This is a genomic window from Enterobacter sp. BNK-18 (genome assembly GCF_047456135.1).
Classification (GTDB): domain Bacteria; phylum Pseudomonadota; class Gammaproteobacteria; order Enterobacterales; family Enterobacteriaceae; genus Enterobacter; species Enterobacter ludwigii.
Genome location: NZ_CP179899.1, coordinates 4,038,529 through 4,061,658, shown reverse-complemented (window position 1 = coordinate 4,061,658; position 23,130 = coordinate 4,038,529). Strand labels below are relative to the sequence as shown.

The 23,130-nt window shown below is 54.2% G+C and carries 19 protein-coding genes, 2 pseudogenes and 1 riboswitch; of the genes and pseudogenes, 11 read left to right on the top strand and 10 right to left on the bottom strand.

What is annotated here, in order from left to right; genetic code table 11:
* Positions 1–1,065, bottom strand: coding sequence for a uroporphyrinogen decarboxylase (gene hemE / locus ACMGG3_RS19540; RefSeq protein ID WP_108647624.1), 1,065 nt, complete (start codon positions 1,063–1,065; stop codon positions 1–3).
* 1 nt (position 1,066) lies between these two features.
* Between hemE and ACMGG3_RS19535 the strand changes: the two are divergent.
* Positions 1,067–1,156 (top strand): annotated as a pseudogene (locus tag ACMGG3_RS19535) (hypothetical protein); the annotation flags it as partial.
* Here ACMGG3_RS19535 and nudC read toward each other — a convergent pair.
* A pseudogene (gene nudC, locus ACMGG3_RS19530) lies at positions 1,125–1,877 on the bottom strand (NAD(+) diphosphatase); the annotation flags it as partial. The pseudogenes ACMGG3_RS19535 and nudC sit on opposite strands and share 32 nt — an antisense overlap.
* Before the next feature lie 95 nt (positions 1,878–1,972).
* On the opposite strand from nudC, the gene ACMGG3_RS19525 reads away from it, so the two are divergent.
* From ACMGG3_RS19525 to ACMGG3_RS19480, 10 genes are all read left to right on the top strand, one after another.
* The gene (locus tag ACMGG3_RS19525) at positions 1,973–2,470 is read left to right on the top strand and encodes an Rsd/AlgQ family anti-sigma factor (protein ID WP_014168165.1); all 498 of its coding nucleotides are present in this window, start codon (positions 1,973–1,975) and stop codon (positions 2,468–2,470) included.
* A 98-nt stretch (positions 2,471–2,568) separates the two neighbouring features.
* Positions 2,569–2,678: riboswitch (TPP riboswitch) on the top strand.
* Between the two features lie 78 nt (positions 2,679–2,756).
* Positions 2,757–4,652, top strand: coding sequence for a phosphomethylpyrimidine synthase ThiC (gene thiC, locus ACMGG3_RS19520; protein ID WP_414149390.1), 1,896 nt, complete (start codon positions 2,757–2,759; stop codon positions 4,650–4,652).
* Complete coding sequence (thiE, locus tag ACMGG3_RS19515; protein WP_414149389.1) at positions 4,652–5,287, top strand: thiamine phosphate synthase; 636 nt, start codon at positions 4,652–4,654, stop codon at positions 5,285–5,287. The genes thiC and thiE overlap by 1 nt, the downstream gene beginning before the upstream one ends.
* Positions 5,280–6,035: a thiazole biosynthesis adenylyltransferase ThiF gene (thiF, locus tag ACMGG3_RS19510; RefSeq protein WP_333180175.1), complete on the top strand. Its 756-nt coding sequence runs from the start codon at positions 5,280–5,282 to the stop codon at positions 6,033–6,035. The genes thiE and thiF overlap by 8 nt, the downstream gene beginning before the upstream one ends.
* A complete protein-coding gene (gene thiS, locus ACMGG3_RS19505; RefSeq protein WP_014168161.1) occupies positions 6,019–6,219 on the top strand; it encodes a sulfur carrier protein ThiS in 201 nt (66 codons plus the stop codon). Before thiF ends, thiS begins: the two co-directional genes overlap by 17 nt.
* A gap of 1 nt (position 6,220) precedes the next feature.
* On the top strand, positions 6,221–6,991 hold the full coding sequence (gene thiG, locus ACMGG3_RS19500) for a thiazole synthase (RefSeq protein ID WP_014168160.1): 771 nt from the start codon (positions 6,221–6,223) through the stop codon (positions 6,989–6,991).
* Complete coding sequence (gene thiH / locus ACMGG3_RS19495) at positions 6,988–8,121, top strand: 2-iminoacetate synthase ThiH (protein ID WP_414149388.1); 1,134 nt, start codon at positions 6,988–6,990, stop codon at positions 8,119–8,121. Before thiG ends, thiH begins: the two co-directional genes overlap by 4 nt.
* A gap of 329 nt (positions 8,122–8,450) precedes the next feature.
* Positions 8,451–9,992: a diguanylate cyclase domain-containing protein gene (locus ACMGG3_RS19490; protein WP_414149387.1), complete on the top strand. Its 1,542-nt coding sequence runs from the start codon at positions 8,451–8,453 to the stop codon at positions 9,990–9,992.
* Between the two features lie 180 nt (positions 9,993–10,172).
* Positions 10,173–10,478, top strand: coding sequence for a PTS sugar transporter subunit IIB (locus tag ACMGG3_RS19485; protein ID WP_014068453.1), 306 nt, complete (start codon positions 10,173–10,175; stop codon positions 10,476–10,478).
* A gap of 3 nt (positions 10,479–10,481) precedes the next feature.
* The gene (locus ACMGG3_RS19480; protein WP_014168157.1) at positions 10,482–10,799 is read left to right on the top strand and encodes a PTS lactose/cellobiose transporter subunit IIA; all 318 of its coding nucleotides are present in this window, start codon (positions 10,482–10,484) and stop codon (positions 10,797–10,799) included.
* A 60-nt stretch (positions 10,800–10,859) separates the two neighbouring features.
* Here the strand turns inward: ACMGG3_RS19480 and rpoC are convergent, their stop codons facing one another.
* From rpoC to secE, 8 genes are all read right to left on the bottom strand, one after another.
* On the bottom strand, positions 10,860–15,083 hold the full coding sequence (gene rpoC, locus ACMGG3_RS19475) for a DNA-directed RNA polymerase subunit beta' (RefSeq protein ID WP_014168156.1): 4,224 nt from the start codon (positions 15,081–15,083) through the stop codon (positions 10,860–10,862).
* A gap of 76 nt (positions 15,084–15,159) precedes the next feature.
* Entirely contained in the window at positions 15,160–19,188 is a 4,029-nt protein-coding gene (gene rpoB, locus ACMGG3_RS19470) for a DNA-directed RNA polymerase subunit beta (RefSeq protein ID WP_020882980.1), read from the bottom strand.
* A 319-nt stretch (positions 19,189–19,507) separates the two neighbouring features.
* On the bottom strand, positions 19,508–19,873 hold the full coding sequence (rplL, locus tag ACMGG3_RS19465; protein WP_014168154.1) for a 50S ribosomal protein L7/L12: 366 nt from the start codon (positions 19,871–19,873) through the stop codon (positions 19,508–19,510).
* A 66-nt stretch (positions 19,874–19,939) separates the two neighbouring features.
* Positions 19,940–20,437: a 50S ribosomal protein L10 gene (gene rplJ, locus ACMGG3_RS19460; protein WP_004097644.1), complete on the bottom strand. Its 498-nt coding sequence runs from the start codon at positions 20,435–20,437 to the stop codon at positions 19,940–19,942.
* Positions 20,438–20,728: 291 nt separating this feature from the next.
* The gene (gene rplA / locus ACMGG3_RS19455) at positions 20,729–21,433 is read right to left on the bottom strand and encodes a 50S ribosomal protein L1 (RefSeq protein ID WP_006810530.1); all 705 of its coding nucleotides are present in this window, start codon (positions 21,431–21,433) and stop codon (positions 20,729–20,731) included.
* Positions 21,434–21,436: 3 nt separating this feature from the next.
* Positions 21,437–21,865, bottom strand: coding sequence for a 50S ribosomal protein L11 (gene rplK / locus ACMGG3_RS19450; RefSeq protein ID WP_008808007.1), 429 nt, complete (start codon positions 21,863–21,865; stop codon positions 21,437–21,439).
* A 155-nt stretch (positions 21,866–22,020) separates the two neighbouring features.
* The gene (gene nusG / locus ACMGG3_RS19445; RefSeq protein WP_003862341.1) at positions 22,021–22,566 is read right to left on the bottom strand and encodes a transcription termination/antitermination protein NusG; all 546 of its coding nucleotides are present in this window, start codon (positions 22,564–22,566) and stop codon (positions 22,021–22,023) included.
* A 1-nt stretch (position 22,567) separates the two neighbouring features.
* Positions 22,568–22,951: a preprotein translocase subunit SecE gene (gene secE, locus ACMGG3_RS19440; protein WP_003862342.1), complete on the bottom strand. Its 384-nt coding sequence runs from the start codon at positions 22,949–22,951 to the stop codon at positions 22,568–22,570.
* Between the last annotated feature and the right edge of the window lie 179 nt (positions 22,952–23,130).

Genomic DNA, 23,130 nt, shown 5'->3' with positions numbered 1-23,130 from the left:
TTACTGATGATAATGTGCAGAAAGTCGGTGCACCGCCTCCACAAACGCGCCAGCGTGTTCTGGCGGTACATCCTGATGAATACCGTGCCCGAGGTTGAACACGTGTCCTTCGCCCTGGCCGAAACCAGCAAGAATGGAGGCCACCTCTTCCTCAATACGGGCAGGCTGAGCATAGAGCATAGACGGGTCCATGTTGCCCTGCAGCGCCACTTTGTCACCCACGCGACGGCGCGCATCGGCAATATCGGTTGTCCAGTCGAGACCCAGCGCGTCACAGCCGGTTGCGGCCATGGCTTCCAGCCACTGCCCGCCGCCTTTGGTGAACAGCGTCACCGGCACCCGGCGACCTTCGTTTTCACGCAGCAGGCCATCGACGATTTTATGCATGTAATACAGCGAGAACTGCTGGTAATCGCGCCCGGTCAGCACGCCGCCCCAGGTATCGAAAATCATCACCGACTGCGCGCCTGCTTTAATCTGCGCGTTAAGATAGAGTGTGACGCTCTTCGCCAGCTTGTCGAGCAGCGTATGCAGCACCTGTGGCTCCGCGTACATCATCTTTTTAATGACGGTAAAGGCTTTGCTGCTGCCACCTTCCACCATATAGGTCGCCAGCGTCCACGGGCTACCTGAGAAGCCAATCAGCGGCACTTCGCCTTTCAGTTCACGGCGAATTGTGCGCACGGCGTTCATCACGTACCCCAGCTCCTGCTCAGGATCCGGTACCGGCAGCTTATCAACGTCGGCTTTGCTTTTGATCGGGGAGGTGAAACGCGGACCTTCACCGGTTTCGAAATAGAGCCCAAGGCCCATGGCATCCGGAATGGTCAGAATGTCCGAAAAGAGAATAGCGGCATCCAGCGGGTAGCGGCGCAGCGGCTGGAGCGTCACTTCGCAGGCCAGCTCGGCATTTTTGCACAGCGACATAAAATCACCCGCCTGCGCACGCGTGGCTTTGTACTCTGGCAGATAGCGCCCCGCCTGGCGCATCATCCACACCGGGGTGACATCAACGGGCTGGCGCAGCAGCGCACGCAGATAACGATCGTTCTTCAGTTCGGTCATTTTGCAGTTCCTTATTGCGTCAGTCCGTGAGTGTAACACTACTCATACTCGGCCCGACACATTGCCACGGTATCTTCTATCAGCCGACGGGCTACCGTTCCCGGCGGGGGTAACAGTGGCAAATCGTCATAACGGTACCAGTTCGCGTCCAGCAGCTCTTTCTGGTCGATAACAATCTCACCGCTATCGTATTCGGCCATAAACGCCGTCATCAGCGACTGTGGGAACGGCCACGGCTGAGACGTTACGTAACGCAGGTTCTTCACCCGGATCCCGCTCTCTTCCATCACTTCACGCGCCACCGCCTGCTCCAGCGTTTCGCCCACTTCAACGAACCCGGCAAGAACAGTATGAATGCCGTTGCGATGGCGGGTATGTTGTGCCAGCAGGATGGAATCGTCACGCCGGATAGCGACGATAATGCACGGCGCAATCTGCGGATAATAGCGTTCACGGCAGTGGCTGCAGAGCATGGCCCACTCGGTTTTACTCGGGTGCATGGTATGCCCGCAGTAGCCGCAGTATTTATGCGATCGGTAAAACTCGGCCAGCTGCACGCCACGGCCTGCCAGCTGGAACAGGCCCACATCGAGATCCAGCACCTGACGAACGGATCCCATGTCCTGGCGGCGAGGCTGCTGGATCAACCACACCGGCTCCCCTTGCCACTCGCCGATCTTCAGCGCAGGCTGACCAACGAGATCGAAACGATCGGCAGTGCCATAGGGTATTTCCCCACCGGGCAGCCATAATTTTTGTTCGTGACTGACAATCCACCAACCCAGATCTGATTTTTCAATAATACGATCCATATCTATTGCACTACCTTCGCTTCACTGACATGTTGTTAGCATTGTGGTTACATTTTGGATAAGCAGAATCAATTCTAAACCTTGCGGAGTCGAACATGTTAAACCAGCTAGAAAGCCTGACTGAGCGCGTTAGAGGAAGTAACAAACTGGTGGATCGCTGGCTACATGTGCGCAAGCATCTACTCGTGGCTTATTACAATCTGGTCGGTATTAAGCCTGGCAAAGAATCGTTTATGCGGCTGAATGAAAAAGCGCTGGATGATTTTTGTCAGAGCCTGGTCGACTACCTGTCCGACGGCCATTTCAATATTTATGAACGCATTATCCGCGAAATGGAAGGCACTAGCCCGTATTTAACGGCATCCAAACTCTACCCGCTGCTGGAAGCCAATACCCAGCAGATCATGAATTACTACGATTCTACCCTCGAGAACGCCATCGATCACGACAACTACCTTGAGTTTCAACAGGCGCTGTCCGATCTCGGCGAAGCGCTGGAAGAGCGATTCTCGCTGGAGGATAAGCTGATCGCCCTCGTGCTGGATAACGATTCTAAGGCCAGCAACGAAGATAACATCGCGCGGCCTGCTTGAGTTCTTAATCGTTAACGAGTAGTTTACAAACATTCGCCCCTCTCAGGAGGGGGTATTACACGAAATCATTCATGCGATAGCGTGAACGATGGCGTGTAAATTTCTTGTCGGAGTGCCCAGTGTGAAAGCACGGGCTGAGACCGTTAATTCGGGATCCGCGGAACCTGATCAGGCTAATACCTGCGAAGGGAACAAGAGTAAAACTGCTGTAGTATCGCCCCCGGGCGATCTCCTCTTGCTTCATCCGTCGTCTGACAAGCCACGTCCTTCACTTTTGGAATGAGCTATGTCTACTACTAAACTGACCCGCCGCGAACAGCGCGCACACGCCCAACACTTCATCGACACCCTGGAAGGCACCGCTTTCCCGAACTCTAAGCGTATTTACATCACCGGCTCTCAGGCGGATATCCGCGTTCCGATGCGCGAAATCCAGCTTAGCCCGACGCTTCTTGGCGGCAGCAAAGAAAACCCGCAGTATGAAGACAACGAAGCCGTGCCAGTCTACGACACGTCTGGCCCGTACGGCGATCCTGATGTGGCCATTAACGTGCAGCAGGGTCTGGCAAAACTGCGCCAGCACTGGATTGACGCGCGTAACGACTGCGAAGAACTGACGGTTCGCAGCTCTGCCTACACCAACGAGCGTCTGGCCGACGACGGCCTGGACGAACTGCGCTTCGCGGGCCTGCTGACGCCGAAACGTGCGAAAGCGGGCAAATGCGTTACCCAGCTGCACTATGCGCGTCAGGGGATCGTCACCCCGGAGATGGAGTTTATCGCCATCCGTGAAAACATGGGCCGTGAGCGCATCCGTAGCGAAGTGCTGCGCCACCAGCATCCGGGCGAAGGTTTCGGTGCCCGCCTGCCGGAAAACATCACCCCGGAGTTTGTGCGCGATGAAGTGGCCGCTGGCCGCGCGATTATCCCCGCCAACATCAATCACCCGGAATCTGAACCGATGATTATCGGCCGTAACTTCCTGGTGAAGGTCAACGCTAATATCGGTAACTCCGCGGTCACCTCCTCCATCGAAGAAGAGGTCGAGAAGCTGGTCTGGTCAACGCGCTGGGGCGCGGACACGGTAATGGATCTCTCCACCGGGCGTTATATCCACGAAACCCGCGAGTGGATCCTGCGTAACAGCCCGGTGCCTATCGGAACGGTGCCGGTCTATCAGGCGCTGGAGAAAGTGAACGGTATCGCTGAAAACCTCACCTGGGAAGCGTTCCGCGACACGCTGCTGGAGCAGGCTGAACAGGGTGTAGACTACTTCACCATCCACGCGGGGGTGCTGCTGCGCTACGTGCCGATGACCGCGAAGCGTCTGACCGGCATTGTCTCGCGCGGGGGCTCAATCATGGCGAAGTGGTGTCTGTCTCATCATCAGGAAAACTTCCTCTACGAACACTTCCGCGAGATCTGCGAAATCTGTGCCGCTTACGACGTCTCGCTGTCGCTGGGCGACGGCCTGCGCCCTGGTTCCATTCGTGATGCCAACGACGAAGCGCAGTTTGCTGAACTGCACACGCTGGGCGAGCTGACCAAAATCGCCTGGGAGTATGACGTGCAGGTGATGATTGAAGGCCCGGGCCATGTCCCCATGCAGATGATCCGCCGCAATATGACGGAAGAACTGGAGCACTGCCATGAAGCACCATTCTATACCCTGGGGCCGTTGACCACCGATATTGCCCCGGGTTACGACCACTTCACCTCCGGAATTGGTGCGGCAATGATCGGCTGGTTCGGTTGCGCCATGCTCTGCTATGTGACGCCAAAAGAGCACCTCGGTCTGCCCAACAAAGAGGACGTGAAGCAGGGGCTTATCACCTACAAAATTGCCGCCCACGCTGCGGACCTGGCGAAAGGCCATCCGGGCGCGCAAATTCGCGATAACGCGATGTCGAAGGCCCGCTTTGAATTCCGCTGGGAAGATCAGTTTAACCTCGCGCTCGACCCGTTTACCGCCCGCGCCTATCACGACGAAACCCTGCCGCAGGAGTCCGGCAAAGTGGCCCATTTCTGCTCCATGTGTGGGCCAAAATTCTGCTCGATGAAGATCAGCCAGGAAGTGCGTGACTACGCCGCCGCGCAAACCATTGAAGTGGGCATGGCGGATATGTCAGAAACCTTCCGCGCGAAAGGCGGCGAAATCTACCTCAAAAAAGAGGAGGCGTAATGTACCAGCCCGATTTCCCACCCGTGCCCTTTCGTTTGGGGCTCTACCCGGTGGTGGACAGCGTGGAGTGGGTTGCCCGCCTGCTGGAGGCAGGTGTACGCACGCTGCAGCTGCGCATCAAAGATAAACGCGATGAGGAGGTGGAGAACGATGTCGCCGCCGCCATCGCGCTGGGGCGTCGGTATCACGCCCGCCTGTTTATCAACGACTACTGGCGACTGGCGATAAAGCACCACGCCTACGGCGTGCATCTGGGTCAGGAGGACCTGGAGACCACAGACCTGAATGCCATCCGGGAAGCCGGTTTGCGCCTGGGTGTCTCGACCCATGACGATATGGAGATTGACGTGGCGCTGGCGGCACGCCCTTCGTACATTGCGCTTGGACACGTCTTCCCGACGCAAACTAAACAGATGCCCTCCGCGCCACAAGGGCTGGCACAGCTGGCGGCTCACGTGAAGCGTCTTGCGCAGTACCCGACCGTGGCCATCGGCGGGATTAGCCTTGAACGCGCGCCGGCCGTGCTGGATACCGGTGTCGGCAGTATCGCCGTCGTCAGTGCCATCACCCAGGCCGCAGACTGGCAGGCCGCCACCCGGCAGCTCTTACAACTGGCAGGAGCAGGCGATGAATGATCGTGACTTTATGCGCTATAGCCGCCAGCTCCTGCTGGAGGATATCGCCATCGACGGGCAGCAAAAGCTGCTCGCCAGCCGGGTTTTGATTGTCGGGCTGGGCGGATTAGGCGCGCCTGCCGCGCTCTATCTGGCCGGTGCAGGCGTGGGCACGCTGGTACTGGCCGATGACGACGAGGTGCATCTTAGCAACCTGCAGCGTCAAATCCTCTTCACCACCGAGGATATCAACCAGCCCAAAGTACACATTACCCGCCAGCGCCTGAACCAGCTGAACCCGGATATTGAGCTCATTGCGTGTCAGGAGCGGCTCAGCGGCGACAATCTGCGCCGAGAAGTCGCCCTGGCCGACGTGGTGCTGGACTGCACCGACAATATGGCAACCCGCCAGGCGATCAACGCCGCCTGTGTCGCAAAAAATACGCCGCTTATCACCGCCAGCGCGGTGGGATTCGGCGGGCAGATGATGGTCCTGACACCGCCGTGGGCGCAGGGCTGCTATCGCTGTCTGTGGCCAGACGATGCTGAGCCAGAGCGTAACTGTCGCACCGCGGGCATTCTTGGCCCGGTTGTGGGGGTGATGGGTACCCTGCAGGCGCTCGAGGCCATCAAGCTGCTCAGCGGAATGGAGACCGAGCGCAACACGTTGCGGTTATTTGACGCCCGCTCCAGCGGATGGCGTCATCTGGCGTTACACCGTGCCAGCCACTGCCCGGTATGCGGAGGCGGCAATGCGCATTCTGTTTAACGATGAGCCGATGAAATGCGAGGACGGGCTCACCGTTGCCGTGCTGCTCGATAAGCTTCGCCAGCTCAAGCCGGGAACGGCGCTGGCGCTCAATCAACAGATCCTGCCGCGCGAGCAGTGGGAACATCAGCAGGTCAGTGAAGGCGACCAGATCCTGCTGTTTCAGGTTATCGCAGGGGGCTGAGATGTTACGTATTGCCGATAAAGTCTTTGATTCACATCTGTTTACCGGAACCGGGAAATTCGCATCACCCCAGCTGATGGTCGATGCCATCCGTGAAAGCGGCAGCCAGCTGGTCACGCTGGCGTTAAAGCGCGTGGATCTGCGCCATCACAGTGATGCCATTCTGGCGCCTTTACTGGAAGCTGGCGTCACGCTACTGCCAAATACTTCCGGCGCGAAAACGGCCGAAGAGGCCATTTTCGCCGCCCAACTGGCGCGTGAAGCGCTCGGCACACGCTGGCTGAAGCTGGAAATTCACCCGGATGCTCGCTGGCTGTTGCCCGACCCGATCGAGACGCTGAAAGCGGCAGAAAAGCTGGTACAACAAGGGTTCATCGTTCTGCCTTACTGCGGTGCCGATCCGGTACTCTGCAAACGTCTGGAAGATGTTGGCTGCGCCGCCGTTATGCCGCTGGGCGCGCCTATTGGCTCCAACCAGGGGCTGGAAACCCGGGCAATGCTGGAGATCATCATTGAGCAGGCCACCGTGCCGGTGGTGGTGGATGCGGGTATTGGTGTACCAAGCCATGCCGCGCAGGCGCTGGAGATGGGGGCGGACGCGGTGCTGGTAAACACGGCCATCGCGGTTGCCGACGATCCGGTCATGATGGCGCGCGCGTTTCGCATGGCGGTGGAGGCTGGCCTGCTGGCACGGCAATCAGGCCCTGGCTCACGCAGTTTTCAGGCGCAGGCCACCAGCCCGCTGACCGGTTTTCTGGAGGCAATCTCATGACCACCTTTACCGACCGCTGGCGGCAGCTTAACTGGGACGACATTGCCCTGCGCATCAACAGCAAAACGCCGGTCGACGTCGAGCGCGCACTGAATGCACGCCATCTGACCCGCGACGATTTAATGGCCCTGCTCTCCCCTGCGGCCAGCGCTTACCTGGAACCGATGGCCCAGCGCGCCCAGCGTCTCACCCGACAGCGCTTTGGCAACACGGTGAGCTTTTACGTCCCGCTCTATCTCTCAAACCTGTGCGCCAATGACTGTACCTACTGCGGCTTCTCCATGAGCAACCGCATTAAGCGTAAGACACTTGATGAGGAGGAGATCGCGCGCGAGTGTGCGGCTATCCGGGAAATGGGCTTCGAGCATCTCCTGCTGGTCACTGGTGAGCACCAGGGCAAAGTCGGAATGGACTATTTCCGCCAGCACCTTCCTGCCATTCGTCGTCAGTTCGCCTCGTTGCAGATGGAAGTGCAGCCCCTGTCGCAGGATGAGTATGCGGAGCTCAAAACGCTCGGACTGGATGGAGTGATGGTCTATCAGGAAACGTACCACGAAGCGACCTACGCCCGGCATCACCTGAAGGGCAAGAAACAGGACTTCTTCTTCCGCCTTGAAACACCGGACAGGCTCGGACGTGCCGGGATCGACAAAATTGGTCTTGGTGCGCTGATTGGGCTTTCCGATAGCTGGCGCGTGGATTGTTATATGGTGGCGGAACATCTGTTGTGGCTTCAGCAGCACTACTGGCAGAGCCGCTACTCCATCTCTTTCCCCCGGCTGCGCCCGTGTGCTGGCGGGATTGAACCGGCCTCACTCATGGACAAGCGCCAGCTGGTACAAACGATCTGCGCGTTTCGCCTGCTTGCCCCGGAGGTTGAATTATCGCTCTCAACACGTGAATCACCGGCGTTCCGCGACCGCGTGATCCCGCTTGCGATAAACAACGTGAGCGCATTTTCCAAAACACAGCCGGGCGGTTATGCCGATGACCACCCTGAACTGGAGCAGTTTGCCCCACATGATGGACGACGTCCGGAAGCGGTCGCCGCGGCCCTGAGCGCGCAGGGGCTGCAGCCGGTCTGGAAAGACTGGGACAGCTGGCTGGGAAGAGCCTCGCAATTACGCTGAAACATACTGCAACTCCGCAGAAATAAAACGAGGCGCCACGGAGAGTCACAACCGGATGATTGTCAGCTATCGTCCGGTTTTTTATTGTCATGTGGTCAGCAACGGACGCTGACCAGGGCGAAAAGCTTCTTCCTCGTTTCGCCCTGCCTCTGACTTATCGTGCACACTGAATTTCTGATTTTATGAGTAATTTCTTAGCCATTCTTAAGATAAATCATCTCGTCTGAAATCGTGTTCCGTATAATTCACAGCTAACCGCAGGACTGCGACTATGCTGAGAGGATATCGGCAGACGAAAAGCATTCACCCTCAGGAATGATGTACAACTCATGGCACTTCACAGCAAAAAACTCTCTTTTACCCGGCCAATAATGGCCAGCTTCGCGGGGATACTGTGCAGTTTTGCACTGATCGCTGTCGTGGTTACGCTTTCGCAACGAAAGGATTTTCTTGAGGATTATCATAAAATTAATGGTAATTTCACGCATAATCTGGCGGTTAACTATACCGAATCAATGTTGCGTGAAAACGACTATATTCTTGGTCGTTCTGCGATGTACTTTTCCCGCAACGAAATACTGAATGAGACGCTGAACATCAACCCGACGCAAGGGTTGCAGATGTTGATGCATTTGCAAAACCTGATGCCGACCGTGTCATCCATCTCGCTGGCCGACACGGAAGGGCATTATTTGCACGTTCCAGAAGCGCCTCCCACGGAAAAGAGTAAAAACGCCGATCCGCGGACTCGCCCGTGGTTTGTCGCCCACGCGGAAGCCAGTATTTTCAGCCATTATACCCACCCTTATATGGACTACTTTACCGGGCATCCAACGGTCACGCTTTATAAGCCATTGATTTCAACAGAAGGCAGACTCAAGGGAACCCTGGCCTTTCATCTTGATTTGGCGTCGATGGGGTATACCCTTCGACAGATGGTGGCCCCTGTACAAGGGGAATTCTTCGTCGTCGAGCGCGACGGAACCGTGGTGCTTCATCCTGACACGGGCGCGCTGTTCAAAAAATACGTGAGCGAAGCGCTGATGGACAAAATGACCAGCGGCGAGGGGCATTTATACGACCGGAAAAGTAAAACCTGGTATTACTACTACTCCTTCACTAACCCGGATTGGTTTGTCATCTACCGGGTCTCTGGCGCGACCCTGACGGATATAACCCGCCACGAAACCACTATCGTTGGTTGGGGATTTGCACTGGCGGCGATTATTATCATTCTCTTCGGTTTGTACCTTCGCCATGCCTCGCGTACCGTGCTGATGCATATTATCAACGCCATCAAAACTGGCGACGTCAGCCAGGCACCGCGTCTGGAAGCGATGCTGAGTCATACCATCCAGTCGAATAAAGAGCGTGAGATGGCATATGTCCGCCAGGCAACCCACGATGCACTAACAGGCTGCAAAAACCGCCGCGCGTTCGATACCGATGTGGAAGAGTTAATGGCGGCTCAACAGCCTTTCGCACTGGCGCTGGTGGACATCGATAACTTCAAATCAATCAACGATACCTGGGGCCACCTTAGCGGCGATATTGTCCTGCGTAACGTGGCGCGTGAAGGGCTCCAGATCATGCAACCGCACCACATCTCGGTGTACCGGTATGGTGGAGAAGAGTTTGCGGTGGTCTTCCAGGCTGCGCAAATTGCTGATGCAATCTCGTTGCTGGAAGCGTGGCGTACCACCATTGAAAAACGCGTCTGGCGCGAAGAAAACCTGCAGGTCACGTTCAGTGCAGGCCTGGGGGAATGGCATTTCGAACCGCTGGAGCAATTTGTCGGGAGCGTGGATAACGCACTTTACAGCGCAAAACAGCAGGGTAAAAACCGCATCCTTCGGACCTCCATCCGTTAATTTCTTCCCTCCCACGCTGTCCGTTTCGACGGGCAGCGTGCGCTTTCATGCAAAATTGTAACCGGTTTCAGAAAATCACCCATTTCTTTGTGATGCCTGACACACAATCGCGGTAAAGCGGTTGTTGAAGCGGTCTGCACGGGATAATTATCAATAAACACATGTAGATCGAGGCTGATTATGAAGAACATCGTTTTATGCTGTGCAGCGGGAATGTCAACCAGCATGCTGGTTCAACGTATGAAAGACGCCGCGCAGAAAAAAGGGGTTGAAGTCACCATTAAAGCCGTTCCGGTTGCGGAGTTTAAAGATAATATCGCGACGGCTGACATCGTATTGCTGGGGCCACAGGTTAAATACGAGCAGGCTAAACTTCAGGCGCAGGCCGATCCGCTGGGTAAAAAGGTCGCGGTGATCGACATGATGGATTACGGCATGATGAAAGGTGATGTCGTCCTGGAAAAAGCGCTTAAATTACTGGAGTGACCCGTGGAAGATTTAGAAACAACGATCATGGAACTGCTGGTCAACGCGGGAGCAGCGCGCAGTGCTGCCCTTACGGCGTTGCAGATGGCCCGTAAAGGTGACTTTGACGAAGCCGAAAAGGCGATGGAAGAGTCGCGTGAATACGTGAAACATGCCCACACCATCCAGACGCAGCTGATTGGTCTTGATGAAGGGACCGGAAAGCTACCGGTTAACCTGATCACCGTCCACTCTCAGGATCACCTGATGAACGCGATGGTCATTCAGGACCTGGCGGGCGATATGATTGAGCTGTATCGTCGGCTACCGCTGATAAACTGAAAAATATGCAGACATAAAAAAACCCGCCGAAGCGGGTTTTTTTATTTGCTGAATCAACGATTACTCGTTGTCAGAACCACCCAGACCTGCGTTCAGCAGCTCTGCCAGGCTCGCGGATGCATCTTCAGCAGTTACCTGCGGTGCAGCTGGCAGTTCGCCTGCAGCACGACGACGCATACGATCCTGATGGTACGCATAACCGGTACCAGCCGGGATCAGACGACCCACGATAACGTTCTCTTTCAGACCGCGCAGTTCATCACGCTTACCTGCTACAGCGGCTTCGGTCAGGACACGCGTGGTCTCCTGGAACGATGCTGCAGAGATGAAGGACTCGGTTGCCAGAGACGCTTTGGTGATACCCAGCAGATCGCGCGAGAAGGTCGCAGCGATTTTGCCGTTCGCTTCCAGATCGCGGTTAGCGATCTTGACGCGTGAGTATTCAACCTGCTCGCCTTCCAGGAACTCAGAGCTGCCCGCGCTATCGATGGTTGCTTTACGCAGCATCTGACGAACGATAACTTCGATGTGTTTATCGTTAATCTTAACGCCCTGCAGACGGTATACGTCCTGTACTTCGTTAACGATGTAACGAGTAACAGCATGCACACCACGCAGACGCAGGATGTCGTGCGGCGCTTCTGGACCGTCGGAAACCACGTCACCACGTTCTACACGTTCACCTTCGAACACGTTGAGCTGACGCCACTTAGGAATCATCTCTTCGTACGGCTCGCTGCCATCTACTGGGGTGATAACCAGACGGCGTTTACCTTTGGTCTCTTTACCGAAGGAGATGATACCGCTGATTTCAGCCAGGATTGCAGGCTCTTTCGGACGACGTGCTTCGAACAGATCCGCAACGCGTGGCAGACCACCGGTGATGTCCTTGGTACCGCCGGATTCCTGAGGAATACGCGCCAGGGTGTCACCAGAACTGATCTGTACGCCATCTTCCAGCTGTACAATCGCTTTACCCGGCAGGAAGTACTGCGCAGGCATATCGGTACCAGGGATCAGAACGTCGTTACCCTGAGCATCAACGATTTTCAGTGCAGGACGCAGATCTTTACCACCGGCAGTACGCTCAGCAGAGTCCAGAACGACCAGAGAAGACAGACCGGTCAGCTCGTCGGTCTGACGAGTAATGGTCTGGCCGTCGATCATGTCAGTGAAGCGGATGAAACCACTTACTTCGGTGATAACCGGCATGGTGTGTGGATCCCAGTTTGCAACGGTTTCACCGCCGGCAACCTGCTCGCCATCACCTTTCGCCATAACAGCACCGTAAGGCACTTTATAGCTCTCTTTGGTACGACCGAATTCGTCGATCAGCTTCAGCTCGGTGTTACGAGAGGTCACAACCAGCTTGCCTGCGGAGTTAACAACAGACTTCGCGTTGCTGAGCTTGATGCTACCTTTGTTTTTCACCTGGATGCTGGATTCAGCAGCCGCACGAGATGCCGCACCACCGATGTGGAACGTACGCATCGTCAGCTGTGTACCCGGTTCACCGATGGACTGTGCCGCGATAACACCGATTGCTTCACCTTTGTTGATGATGTGGCCACGCGCCAGGTCACGACCATAGCAGTGCGCACATACACCGAAATCGGTGTCACAAGATACAACGGAACGAACTTTCACAGAGTCAACAGAGTTCGCTTCCAGCAGGTCACACCACTGTTCGTGCAGCAGCGTGTTGCGTGGAACCAGAATGTCTGCGGTACCCGGCTTCAGAATGTCTTCCGCGGTTACACGACCCAGTACGCGATCGCGCAGCGGCTCTTTAACATCACCACCCTCGATAACCGGGGTCATGGTGATACCTTCGAGGGTGCCACAATCGTCTTCGGTCACAACCAGATCCTGCGCAACGTCAACCAGACGACGCGTCAGATAACCGGAGTTCGCTGTTTTCAGTGCGGTATCCGCCAGACCTTTACGCGCACCGTGAGTAGAGATGAAGTACTGGAGTACGTTCAGACCTTCACGGAAGTTCGCGGTGATTGGCGTTTCGATGATGGAGCCATCTGGCTTCGCCATCAGACCACGCATACCTGCCAGCTGACGAATCTGTGCTGCAGAACCACGCGCACCGGAGTCGGCCATCATGTAAATGCTGTTGAAGGAAACCTGCTGCTCTTCTACGCCGTCACGGTTAATCACGGTTTCGGTTTGCAGGTTATCCATCATCGCTTTGGATACACGATCGTTCGCCGCAGCCCAGATATCGATAACTTTGTTATAGCGTTCGCCCGCGGTAACCAGACCAGACTGGAACTGCTCCTGGATCTCAGCAACTTCGGCTTCCGCTTCAGAGATGATCTCGTGTTTCTTCTCTGGGATAACCATGTCATCGATACCAACAGATGCACCTGAACGCGCTGCATATGCAAAGCCGGTGTACATTGTCTGGTCAGCGAAGATAACTGTCGGCTTCAGACCCAGAATGCGGTAACAGGTGTTCAGCATTTTGGAGATCGCTTTCTTACCCAGCGCCTGGTTGACGATGGAGAAAGGCAGACCTTTCGGTACGATCATCCACAGAATGGCACGGCCAACGGTCGTGTCTTTCAGGCTGGTTTTCGCAACGAATTCGCCGTTAGCATCTTTTTCATATTCAGTGATACGCACTTTGACACGCGCATGCAGAGAGGCCAGGCCAGCGCGATAGATACGCTCAGCTTCTTTAGGGCCAGTCAGCACCATGCCTTCGCCTTTGGCGTTAACACAGTCACGGGTCATGTAGTACAGACCCAATACAACGTCCTGAGAAGGAACGATGATTGGTTCACCGTTCGCTGGAGACAGGATGTTGTTAGTAGACATCATCAGCGCACGCGCTTCGAGCTGGGCTTCCAGCGTCAGCGGTACGTGAACAGCCATCTGGTCACCATCGAAGTCGGCGTTATATGCCGCACAAACCAGCGGGTGCAGCTGGATAGCTTTACCTTCGATCAGTACCGGTTCAAATGCCTGGATACCCAGACGGTGCAGTGTTGGTGCACGGTTCAGCAGTACCGGGTGTTCGCGGATAACTTCGTCCAGGATATCCCAAACGACAGCTTCTTCACGCTCAACCATTTTCTTAGCGGCTTTGATGGTGGTGGCCAGGCCACGCAGTTCCAGCTTGCCGTAGATGAACGGTTTGAACAGCTCCAGTGCCATTTTCTTCGGCAGACCGCACTGATGCAGACGCAGGTATGGACCTACGGTGATAACAGAACGACCGGAGTAGTCAACACGCTTACCGAGCAGGTTCTGACGGAAACGACCCTGTTTACCTTTGATCATATCGGCCAAAGATTTCAGAGGACGTTTGTTAGAACCGGTGATCGCACGACCGCGACGACCGTTATCCAGCAGGGCATCTACCGCTTCCTGCAGCATACGTTTTTCGTTACGTACGATGATGTCCGGCGCAGCCAGATCCAGCAGACGTTTCAGACGGTTGTTACGGTTGATAACGCGACGATACAGATCGTTCAGATCCGACGTTGCGAAACGACCACCATCCAGCGGAACCAGCGGACGCAGATCTGGCGGCAGAACCGGCAGAACGGTCAGGATCATCCACTCTGGTTTGTTACCAGACTGAACGAACGCTTCCAGCAGTTTGATACGCTTGGTCAGCTTTTTACGCTTGGTTTCGGAGTTGGTTTCGTTCAGCTCTTCACGCAGCTGCTCGCACTCTTGCTCCAGGTCCATGCTCTTCAGCAGGGCCTGAATAGCTTCCGCACCCATCTTCGCGTCGAATTCGTCACCGAACTCTTCCAGCGCGTCCAGATACTGTTCTTCGGTCAGAATCTGGTGGCGTTCCAGGTTCGTCATACCGCCTTCGATAACCACATAAGATTCGAAGTACAGAACACGTTCGATATCGCGCAGCGGCATATCCAGCAGCAGGCCGATACGGGACGGCAGAGATTTCAGGAACCAGATGTGCGCAGTTGGAGATGCCAGTTCGATGTGGCCCATGCGCTCACGGCGCACTTTGGTCTGGGTCACTTCAACGCCGCACTTCTCACAGATCACACCACGGTGTTTCAGGCGCTTGTACTTACCGCACAGGCACTCGTAGTCTTTTACTGGCCCGAAAATTCGTGCACAGAAAAGGCCGTCACGCTCAGGCTTGAACGTACGGTAGTTGATGGTTTCCGGCTTTTTAACTTCACCGAAAGACCATGAACGGATCATGTCTGGCGAAGCCAGAGCAATTTTGATCGCATCAAACTCTTCGGTTTTAGTCTGCGCTTTCAGAAACTTTAATAAATCTTTCACGGATTTGCTCCCGTCGGAGTTAGCACAATCTGGTGTCGGGGGTTAGCCCGACACCAGTGACCTGTTTGAGCGAGAATTACTCGTCTTCCAGTTCGATGTTGATACCCAGCGAACGAATCTCTTTCAACAGTACGTTGAAGGACTCTGGCATGCCCGGTTCCATCTGATGATTGCCGTCCACGATGTTTTTATACATCTTGGTACGACCGTTCACGTCATCAGACTTAACGGTGAGCATTTCCTGCAGGGTGTATGCTGCGCCGTATGCTTCCAGCGCCCACACTTCCATCTCCCCGAAGCGCTGACCACCGAACTGCGCCTTACCACCCAGCGGCTGCTGAGTAACCAGGCTGTAAGAACCGGTAGAACGAGCGTGCATCTTGTCGTCGACCAGGTGGTTCAGTTTCAGCATGTACATGTAACCTACGGTTACCGGACGCTCGAACTGTTCACCGGTACGGCCATCAAACAGCGTAATCTGACCAGACGTTGGCAGACCACCCAGTTGCAGCAGCTCTTTGATTTCAGCTTCTTTTGCACCGTCGAATACCGGCGTTGCAATCGGCATACCTTTGCGCAGGTTCTCTGCCAGACGCAGCACTTCTTCATCGCTGAAGGTGCTCAGGTCGACTTTCTGACGAACGTCGGTACCCAGATCGTAGGCACGCTGGATGAATTCGCGCAGTTTCGCGACTTCTTCCTGCTGTTTCAGCATGGCGTTGATCTTATCGCCGATACCTTTCGCAGCCATACCCAGGTGGGTTTCCAGAATCTGACCGATGTTCATACGAGACGGTACGCCCAGTGGGTTCAGTACGATATCTACCGGCGTACCGTTAGCATCGTGCGGCATATCTTCGATCGGGTTGATCTTAGAGATAACACCCTTGTTACCGTGACGACCTGCCATCTTATCACCAGGCTGGATCTGACGTTTAACAGCCAGATACACCTTAACAATCTTCAGCACGCCTGGTGCCAGATCGTCGCCCTGAGTGATTTTACGGCGTTTCGCTTCGAGTTTTTTCTCGAACTCGTGTTTCAGTTCGTCATACTGCTCAGCCAGCTGTTCCAGCTGATTTTGTTTCTCTTCGTCGGTCAGGCCCAGTTCCAGCCAGCGATCGCGTGGCAGTTTGTCGAGCTTCTCAGCTTCAACGCCACCGGCAACCAGCACCGCATAGATACGGCTGAACAGACCCGCTTCGAGGATCTGCAGTTCTTCAGACAGGTCTTTCTTAGCCTGTTTGAGCTGCATCTCTTCGATTTCCAGCGCACGCTTATCTTTTTCAACGCCGTCACGGGTGAAGACCTGAACATCGATAACTGTACCGGAAACACCGTTTGGTACGCGCAGAGAAGAGTCTTTAACGTCAGACGCTTTCTCACCGAAGATAGCACGCAGCAGTTTCTCTTCTGGCGTCAGCTGGGTTTCACCTTTCGGCGTTACCTTACCAACCAGAATGTCGCCGCCGGTCACTTCTGCACCGATGTAAACGATACCGGATTCATCCAGTTTGGAGAGCGCAGCTTCACCCACGTTAGGGATGTCAGCGGTGATCTCTTCTGGCCCCAGCTTGGTGTCACGGGACACACATGCCAGTTCCTGAATGTGGATGGTAGTGAAACGATCTTCCTGAACCACACGCTCGGAGACGAGGATGGAGTCTTCGAAGTTGTAACCGTTCCACGGCATGAACGCTACGCGCATGTTCTGACCGAGCGCCAGTTCACCGAGGTCGGTGGACGGACCGTCTGCCAACACGTCGCCGCGCTCAACGGGCTCACCCAGAGACACACAAGGCATCTGGTTGATACAGGTGTTCTGGTTAGAACGGGTGTATTTGGTCAGGTTATAAATGTCGATACCTGCTTCGCCCGGGTACATCTCGTCTTCGTTAACTTTGATAACGATACGGGAAGCATCCACGTACTGAACAGTACCGCCACGTTTAGCCACCGCAGTAACACCGGAGTCAACGGCAACAGCACGTTCCATACCGGTACCAACCAGCGGCTTATCAGCACGCAGAGTTGGAACGGCCTGACGTTGCATGTTCGCACCCATCAATGCACGGTTGGCGTCATCGTGTTCCAGGAACGGGATCAGGGACGCACCGACGGATACCACCTGCTGGGTGGATACGTCCATGTAGTCAACCTGGTCGCGGCTGAACAAGCTGGATTCGCCTTTGCTACGGCAGGTAACCAGATCTTCTACAAAGTGGCCTTCGTCATCCAGGTTGGAGTTCGCCTGAGCGATAACGTAGTTGCCTTCTTCGATAGCAGACAGGTAGTGAATTTCGTCAGTTACAACACCGTCGGTCACTTTACGGTACGGCGTCTCAAGGAAACCGTATTCGTTAGTCTGTGCGTACACGGACAGGGAGTTGATCAGACCGATGTTTGGACCTTCAGGCGTTTCGATTGGACATACGCGACCGTAGTGAGTCGGGTGTACGTCTCGAACTTCGAAGCCTGCACGTTCACGGGTCAGACCGCCTGGGCCGAGTGCAGAGATACGACGTTTGTGCGTGATCTCAGACAGCGGGTTGTTCTGGTCCATGAACTGAGACAGCTGGCTGGAACCGAAGAACTCTTTCACTGCTGCAGAAATCGGCTTGGCGTTGATCATATCCTGAGGCATCAGGGTATCCAGATCGCCCAGAGACAGACGCTCTTTCACCGCACGCTCAACACGTACCAGGCCAACGCGGAACTGGTTTTCCGCCATTTCGCCTACGGAACGGATACGACGGTTGCCGAGGTGGTCGATATCGTCCACTTCGCCTTTGCCGTTACGGATATCGATGAGCTTCTTCATCACTTCGATGATGTCGTCTTTGCTCAGGATACCGGAACCTTCGATCTCATCACGCAGCAGAGAACGGTTGAACTTCATACGACCAACCGCGGACAGATCGTAGCGGTCTTCGGAGAAGAACAGGTTCTCGAACAGGCTTTCAGCCGCTTCGCGAGTCGGTGGTTCACCAGGGCGCATCATGCGGTAGATTTCTACCAGCGCGCTCAGACGATCGGTCGTTGGATCGACGCGGATAGTCTCAGAGATATAAGGACCGTGGTCCAGATCGTTGGTGAACAGCGTTTCGATGCGTTTGTGGCCAGACTGGCTCAGCTTAGCCAGCAGATCCAGGCTCAGCTCCATGTTCGCCGGGCAGATCAGCTCGCCAGTTGATTCATCAACGTAATCTTTCGCGGCTACTTTTCCAGCAATGTATTCAACCGGAACTTCGATGAGTTTGATATCATCTTTTTCCAGCTGACGGATGTGGCGCGCGGTAATACGGCGGCCTTTTTCCACATACACTTTGCCGTCGGCTTCGATGTCGAACGACGCGGTCTCACCACGCAGACGCTCTGGCACCAGCTCCATCTGCAACTTGTTGTCGCGGATTTCAAAGATTACTTTCTCAAAGAACAGGTCCAGGATCTGTTCAGTGGTGTATTGCAGCGCACGCAAAATGATGGTCGCAGGCAGTTTACGACGACGGTCGATACGGACAAACAGGTTGTCTTTAGGATCGAACTCGAAGTCCAGCCAGGAACCACGGTAAGGAATGATACGCGCGTTATACAGTACTTTACCGGATGAGTGTGTTTTACCTTTATCGCTGTCGAAGAAGACACCCGGGCTACGATGCAGCTGGGAAACGATAACACGCTCAGTACCGTTGATGACGAAAGTACCGTTGTCTGTCATGAGTGGAATTTCACCCATGTAGACTTCTTGTTCTTTAATGTCTTTTACGGTGCCTTCTGGCGCTTCGCGCTCATAGATCACCAGACGCAGTTTTACGCGCAGCGGTGCGGAATAGGTCACGCCACGGATCTGACATTCCTGAACGTCAAACACCGGTTCGCCAAGGCGGTAGCTGACGTACTGCAGCTCGGAGTTACCGCTGTAGCTCTGAATCGGGAACACGGAACGGAAGGCTGCTTCCAGGCCGTACTGCCCTTCAGGATCTTGCTCGATAAACTTCTGGAACGAGTCAAGCTGGATAGAAAGGAGATATGGAATGTCCAGAACTTGTGGACGTTTACCAAAATCCTTACGAATACGTTTTTTCTCGGTATAGGAGTAAACCATAGGGTTCCTCAGCTCGCTGACAAGTCGACCCATCTGTCCGACGAAGGGACAGTTTGTGCAACACCATTTTGTGGACCGGAAAATTGAATACTTTCCGCAATACCTGTTGCTATCACGCTTAAATCATTTCGTCGCGATTTACACAGAGCGCGCACCCTGTCGCAATATATTAAGTCGTCGATAGAAACATGCATTGTCAGGACAACCAGTAGTCAAACAGTGTGAAATGCTACTGATGCCTTACAGCGCAAAAAGGCTGGTGACTAAAAAGTCACCAGCCATCAGCCTAATGACTTAGGCTGCAACCAGAAAAGTTGGCTTATTTAACTTCAACTTCAGCGCCAGCTTCTTCCAGAGATTTTTTCAGTGCTTCTGCGTCGTCTTTGCTCACGCCTTCTTTCAGCGCAGCTGGAGCAGCTTCTACCAGGTCTTTAGCTTCTTTCAGACCCAGGCCAGTTGCGCCACGTACTGCTTTGATAACAGCAACTTTGTTAGCGCCAGCAGCTTTCAGAATTACGTCGAATTCAGTTTTTTCTTCAGCAGCTTCAACCGGGCCAGCAGCTACAGCTACAGCAGCAGCAGCGGAAACACCGAATTTTTCTTCCATTGCAGAGATCAGTTCTACAACGTCCATTACGGACATAGCTGCAACTGCTTCAATGATTTGATCTTTAGTGATAGACATTTAAATTGTTCCTGAAAATCAGAATAAGTTTATACGTAAGCAAATGCTTTATAAAGATAACTGCGATTAAGCAGCTTCTTTTGCATCGCGAACAGCAGCCAGAGTGCGAACCAGTTTGCCAGCCGAAGCTTCTTTCATGGTTGCCATCAGGCGTGCAATTGCTTCTTCGTAGGTCGGCAGGGTTGCCAGGCGATCGATTTGCGATGCCGGGATCAACTCACCTTCAAAGGCTGCAGCTTTGACCTCAAATTTTGCATTCGCTTTCGCGAACTCTTTGAACAGACGAGCAGCAGCGCCCGGGTGTTCCATAGAGTATGCAATAAGGGTCGGACCAACAAACGTGTCTTTCAGGCACTCGAAAGGAGTACCTTCAACTACGCGACGCAGCAGGGTGTTACGAACAACACGCATGTATACGCCAGCTTCACGACCTGCTTTACGCAGTTCAGTCATTTTGTCTACAGTAACGCCACGGGAATCCGCAACTACTGCAGACAGCGCGCCTTTGGCTACTTCGCTGACTTCAGCAACAATCGCTTGTTTGTCTTGAAGATTTAAAGCCATTAGCTTTGCTCCTGGATGTTTGCCGGAACTCATGTTCCGGAACTCACTTCACTCTCCCCAACGGAAAGAGCGTCTTAATACGGTGAGCAGAAACAAGCCAGAGTATCCAAAAATAATCTTAGCGTTCTGTCACCGTCTACGCAGGGCATTAAGTTTCTTGCGAAACACCTGCGGTCTTCGACGGAGGCCTGGATTAGGCCAGGCTCCAACGAACAAATCTTTTAGCCGCTAACTTTTGTTAGCAAACGTGGGGGTAAGATTGTAGACAAAATCACCGCCCACGTAAAGGCATTAGTTTGCAGCAGCGCTCAGGCCAGCCTGGTCAACTGCAACACCTGCACCCATGGTGGTGGAGATGCTAACTTTCTTGATGTACACGCCTTTAGCCTGAGTTGGTTTTGCTTTTTTCAGCGCAACCAGCAGAGCTTCCAGGTTTTCTTTCAGTTTGTCAGCGTCAAAGTCCACTTTACCGATGGTGGTGTGGATGATGCCGTTTTTGTCGTTACGATAACGAACCTGACCTGCTTTAGCGTTCTTAACAGCTTCAGCAACGTTAGGGGTTACAGTACCCACTTTCGGGTTTGGCATCAGGCCGCGTGGACCCAGAACCTGGCCCAGCTGGCCAACAACGCGCATTGCATCTGGAGAAGCAATAACAACGTCAAAGTTCATTTCGCCTTTCTTGATCTGGTCAGCCAGATCTTCCATACCTACCAGTTCAGCGCCGGCAGCTTTAGCCGCTTCAGCGTTTGCACCCTGAGCAAATACAGCTACGCGTACGGAACGGCCAGTACCGTGTGGCAGTACAGTTGCACCACGAACGTTCTGATCAGATTTACGAGCATCGATGCCCAGGTTAACAGCAACGTCAACGCTTTCAACGAACTTAGCGGTAGCCAGTTCTTTCAGCAGAGCGATAGCTTCGTTGATGTCGTACTGTTTGGTCGCATCAACTTTGTCACGGATCACGGACATGCGCTTGGTCAGTTTAGCCATTTCTTAGTCCTCCACTACCAGGCCCATGGAACGTGCAGTACCTTCGATTGAGCGAGTCATCGCTTCAATGTCGGCACCAGTCATGTCGGCAGCTTTGGTCTGCGCGATTTCCTGCAGCTGAGCGCGGGAAATTTTACCCACTTTGTCTTTGTTCGGTTTACCGGAACCAGACTTAATGCCCGCCGCTTTCTTCAGCAGAACTGCTGCTGGAGGGGTTTTGGTAACGAAAGTGAAAGAACGGTCAGCGTATACAGTGATAACAACTGGGATTGGCAGACCTTTTTCCATGGATTCGGTTTTGGCGTTGAACGCTTTACAGAATTCCATGATGTTCACACCCTGCTGACCCAGAGCTGGACCAACTGGTGGACTTGGGTTCGCCATACCTGCTGCAACCTGCAGCTTGACGTAGGCTTGTACTTTCTTAGCCATTCTAAAATCCTCTGATTGGGTGATAACGCCTCAAGGAGGCTCCCCGTGAATAAAATCGTTTTACAGGCCGCAGCCCATAAAAACAAAAGGCGCGAAATTGTATTCCAATCTCGCGCCTTGTGCAACGATTAAATCGTCGCTTTTTTGATCGCTGCTTAGGCTTTTTCGACCTGGGCAAAGTCCAACTCTACCGGGGTCGCACGACCGAAGATAGAAACGGACACTTTCAGGCGGGACTTTTCGTAGTCCACTTCTTCAACCACGCCATTAAAGTCAGCAAACGGACCGTCATTAACACGAACCATTTCACCCGGTTCAAACAGCGTTTTCGGACGCGGCTTATCACCCACCTGCTGCAGGCGGTTCATAATCGCATCAACTTCTTTGTCGCTGATTGGCGCCGGACGGTCAGACGTGCCGCCGATAAAGCCCATCACGCGCGGTACGCTGCGCACCAGGTGCCAGCTCGCGTCGTTCATAACCATCTGAACCAGCACGTAACCCGGGAAGAATTTACGCTCGCTTTTGCGACGTTGGCCGCCACGGATCTCGACCACTTCTTCGGTCGGAACCATAACTTCGCCAAATAACTCTTCCATGTTGTGTAATTTGATATGCTCACGCAGCGACGTTGCTACGCGGCCTTCAAAACCGGAAAACGCCTGAACGACGTACCAGCGCTTTTTGGGGGCTTCAGACATCTCAGAACCTCAGGCCAGTGATAAAGGATACCAGGCGAACCAGAATACCATCCAGTCCCCACAGGATCAGTGACATTACAGCGGTAACCGCCGCTACGATCAGCGTGGTGTGCAATGTTTCCTGGCGAGTCGGCCAAATTACCTTGCGGACTTCGGTACGCGCTTCGCGAGCAAAAGCGACAGTCGCTTTGCCTTTTGTCGTCAACAGCGCGACACCACCCGCTGCAGCAATCAGAATTACCACTGCAAGCGCGCGTAGCGGCAGCATCATGTCACGATAAAGGTAGTTGCCGACAATCGCTACAATCAGCAGCACGGCTACGACTACCCATTTCATCGCTTCCAGGCCGCGCCCGCTCCCTTGAGCTTCGGTATTCGCACTCATAAACCAACCTGTCAGAAGTATTCTACAAACATTTTCACCCCGCGATTGCGAGGCAAACCAAATCGAAATGCTAATTCGCTTTTCGGATTATACGCTCTCTGCAGAGCCTGTCTCAGCAATGATTATGACAAATTTAATCACTGATGAGCCAGGTTCTGATCTGAAAGCGTGCAAAAAGG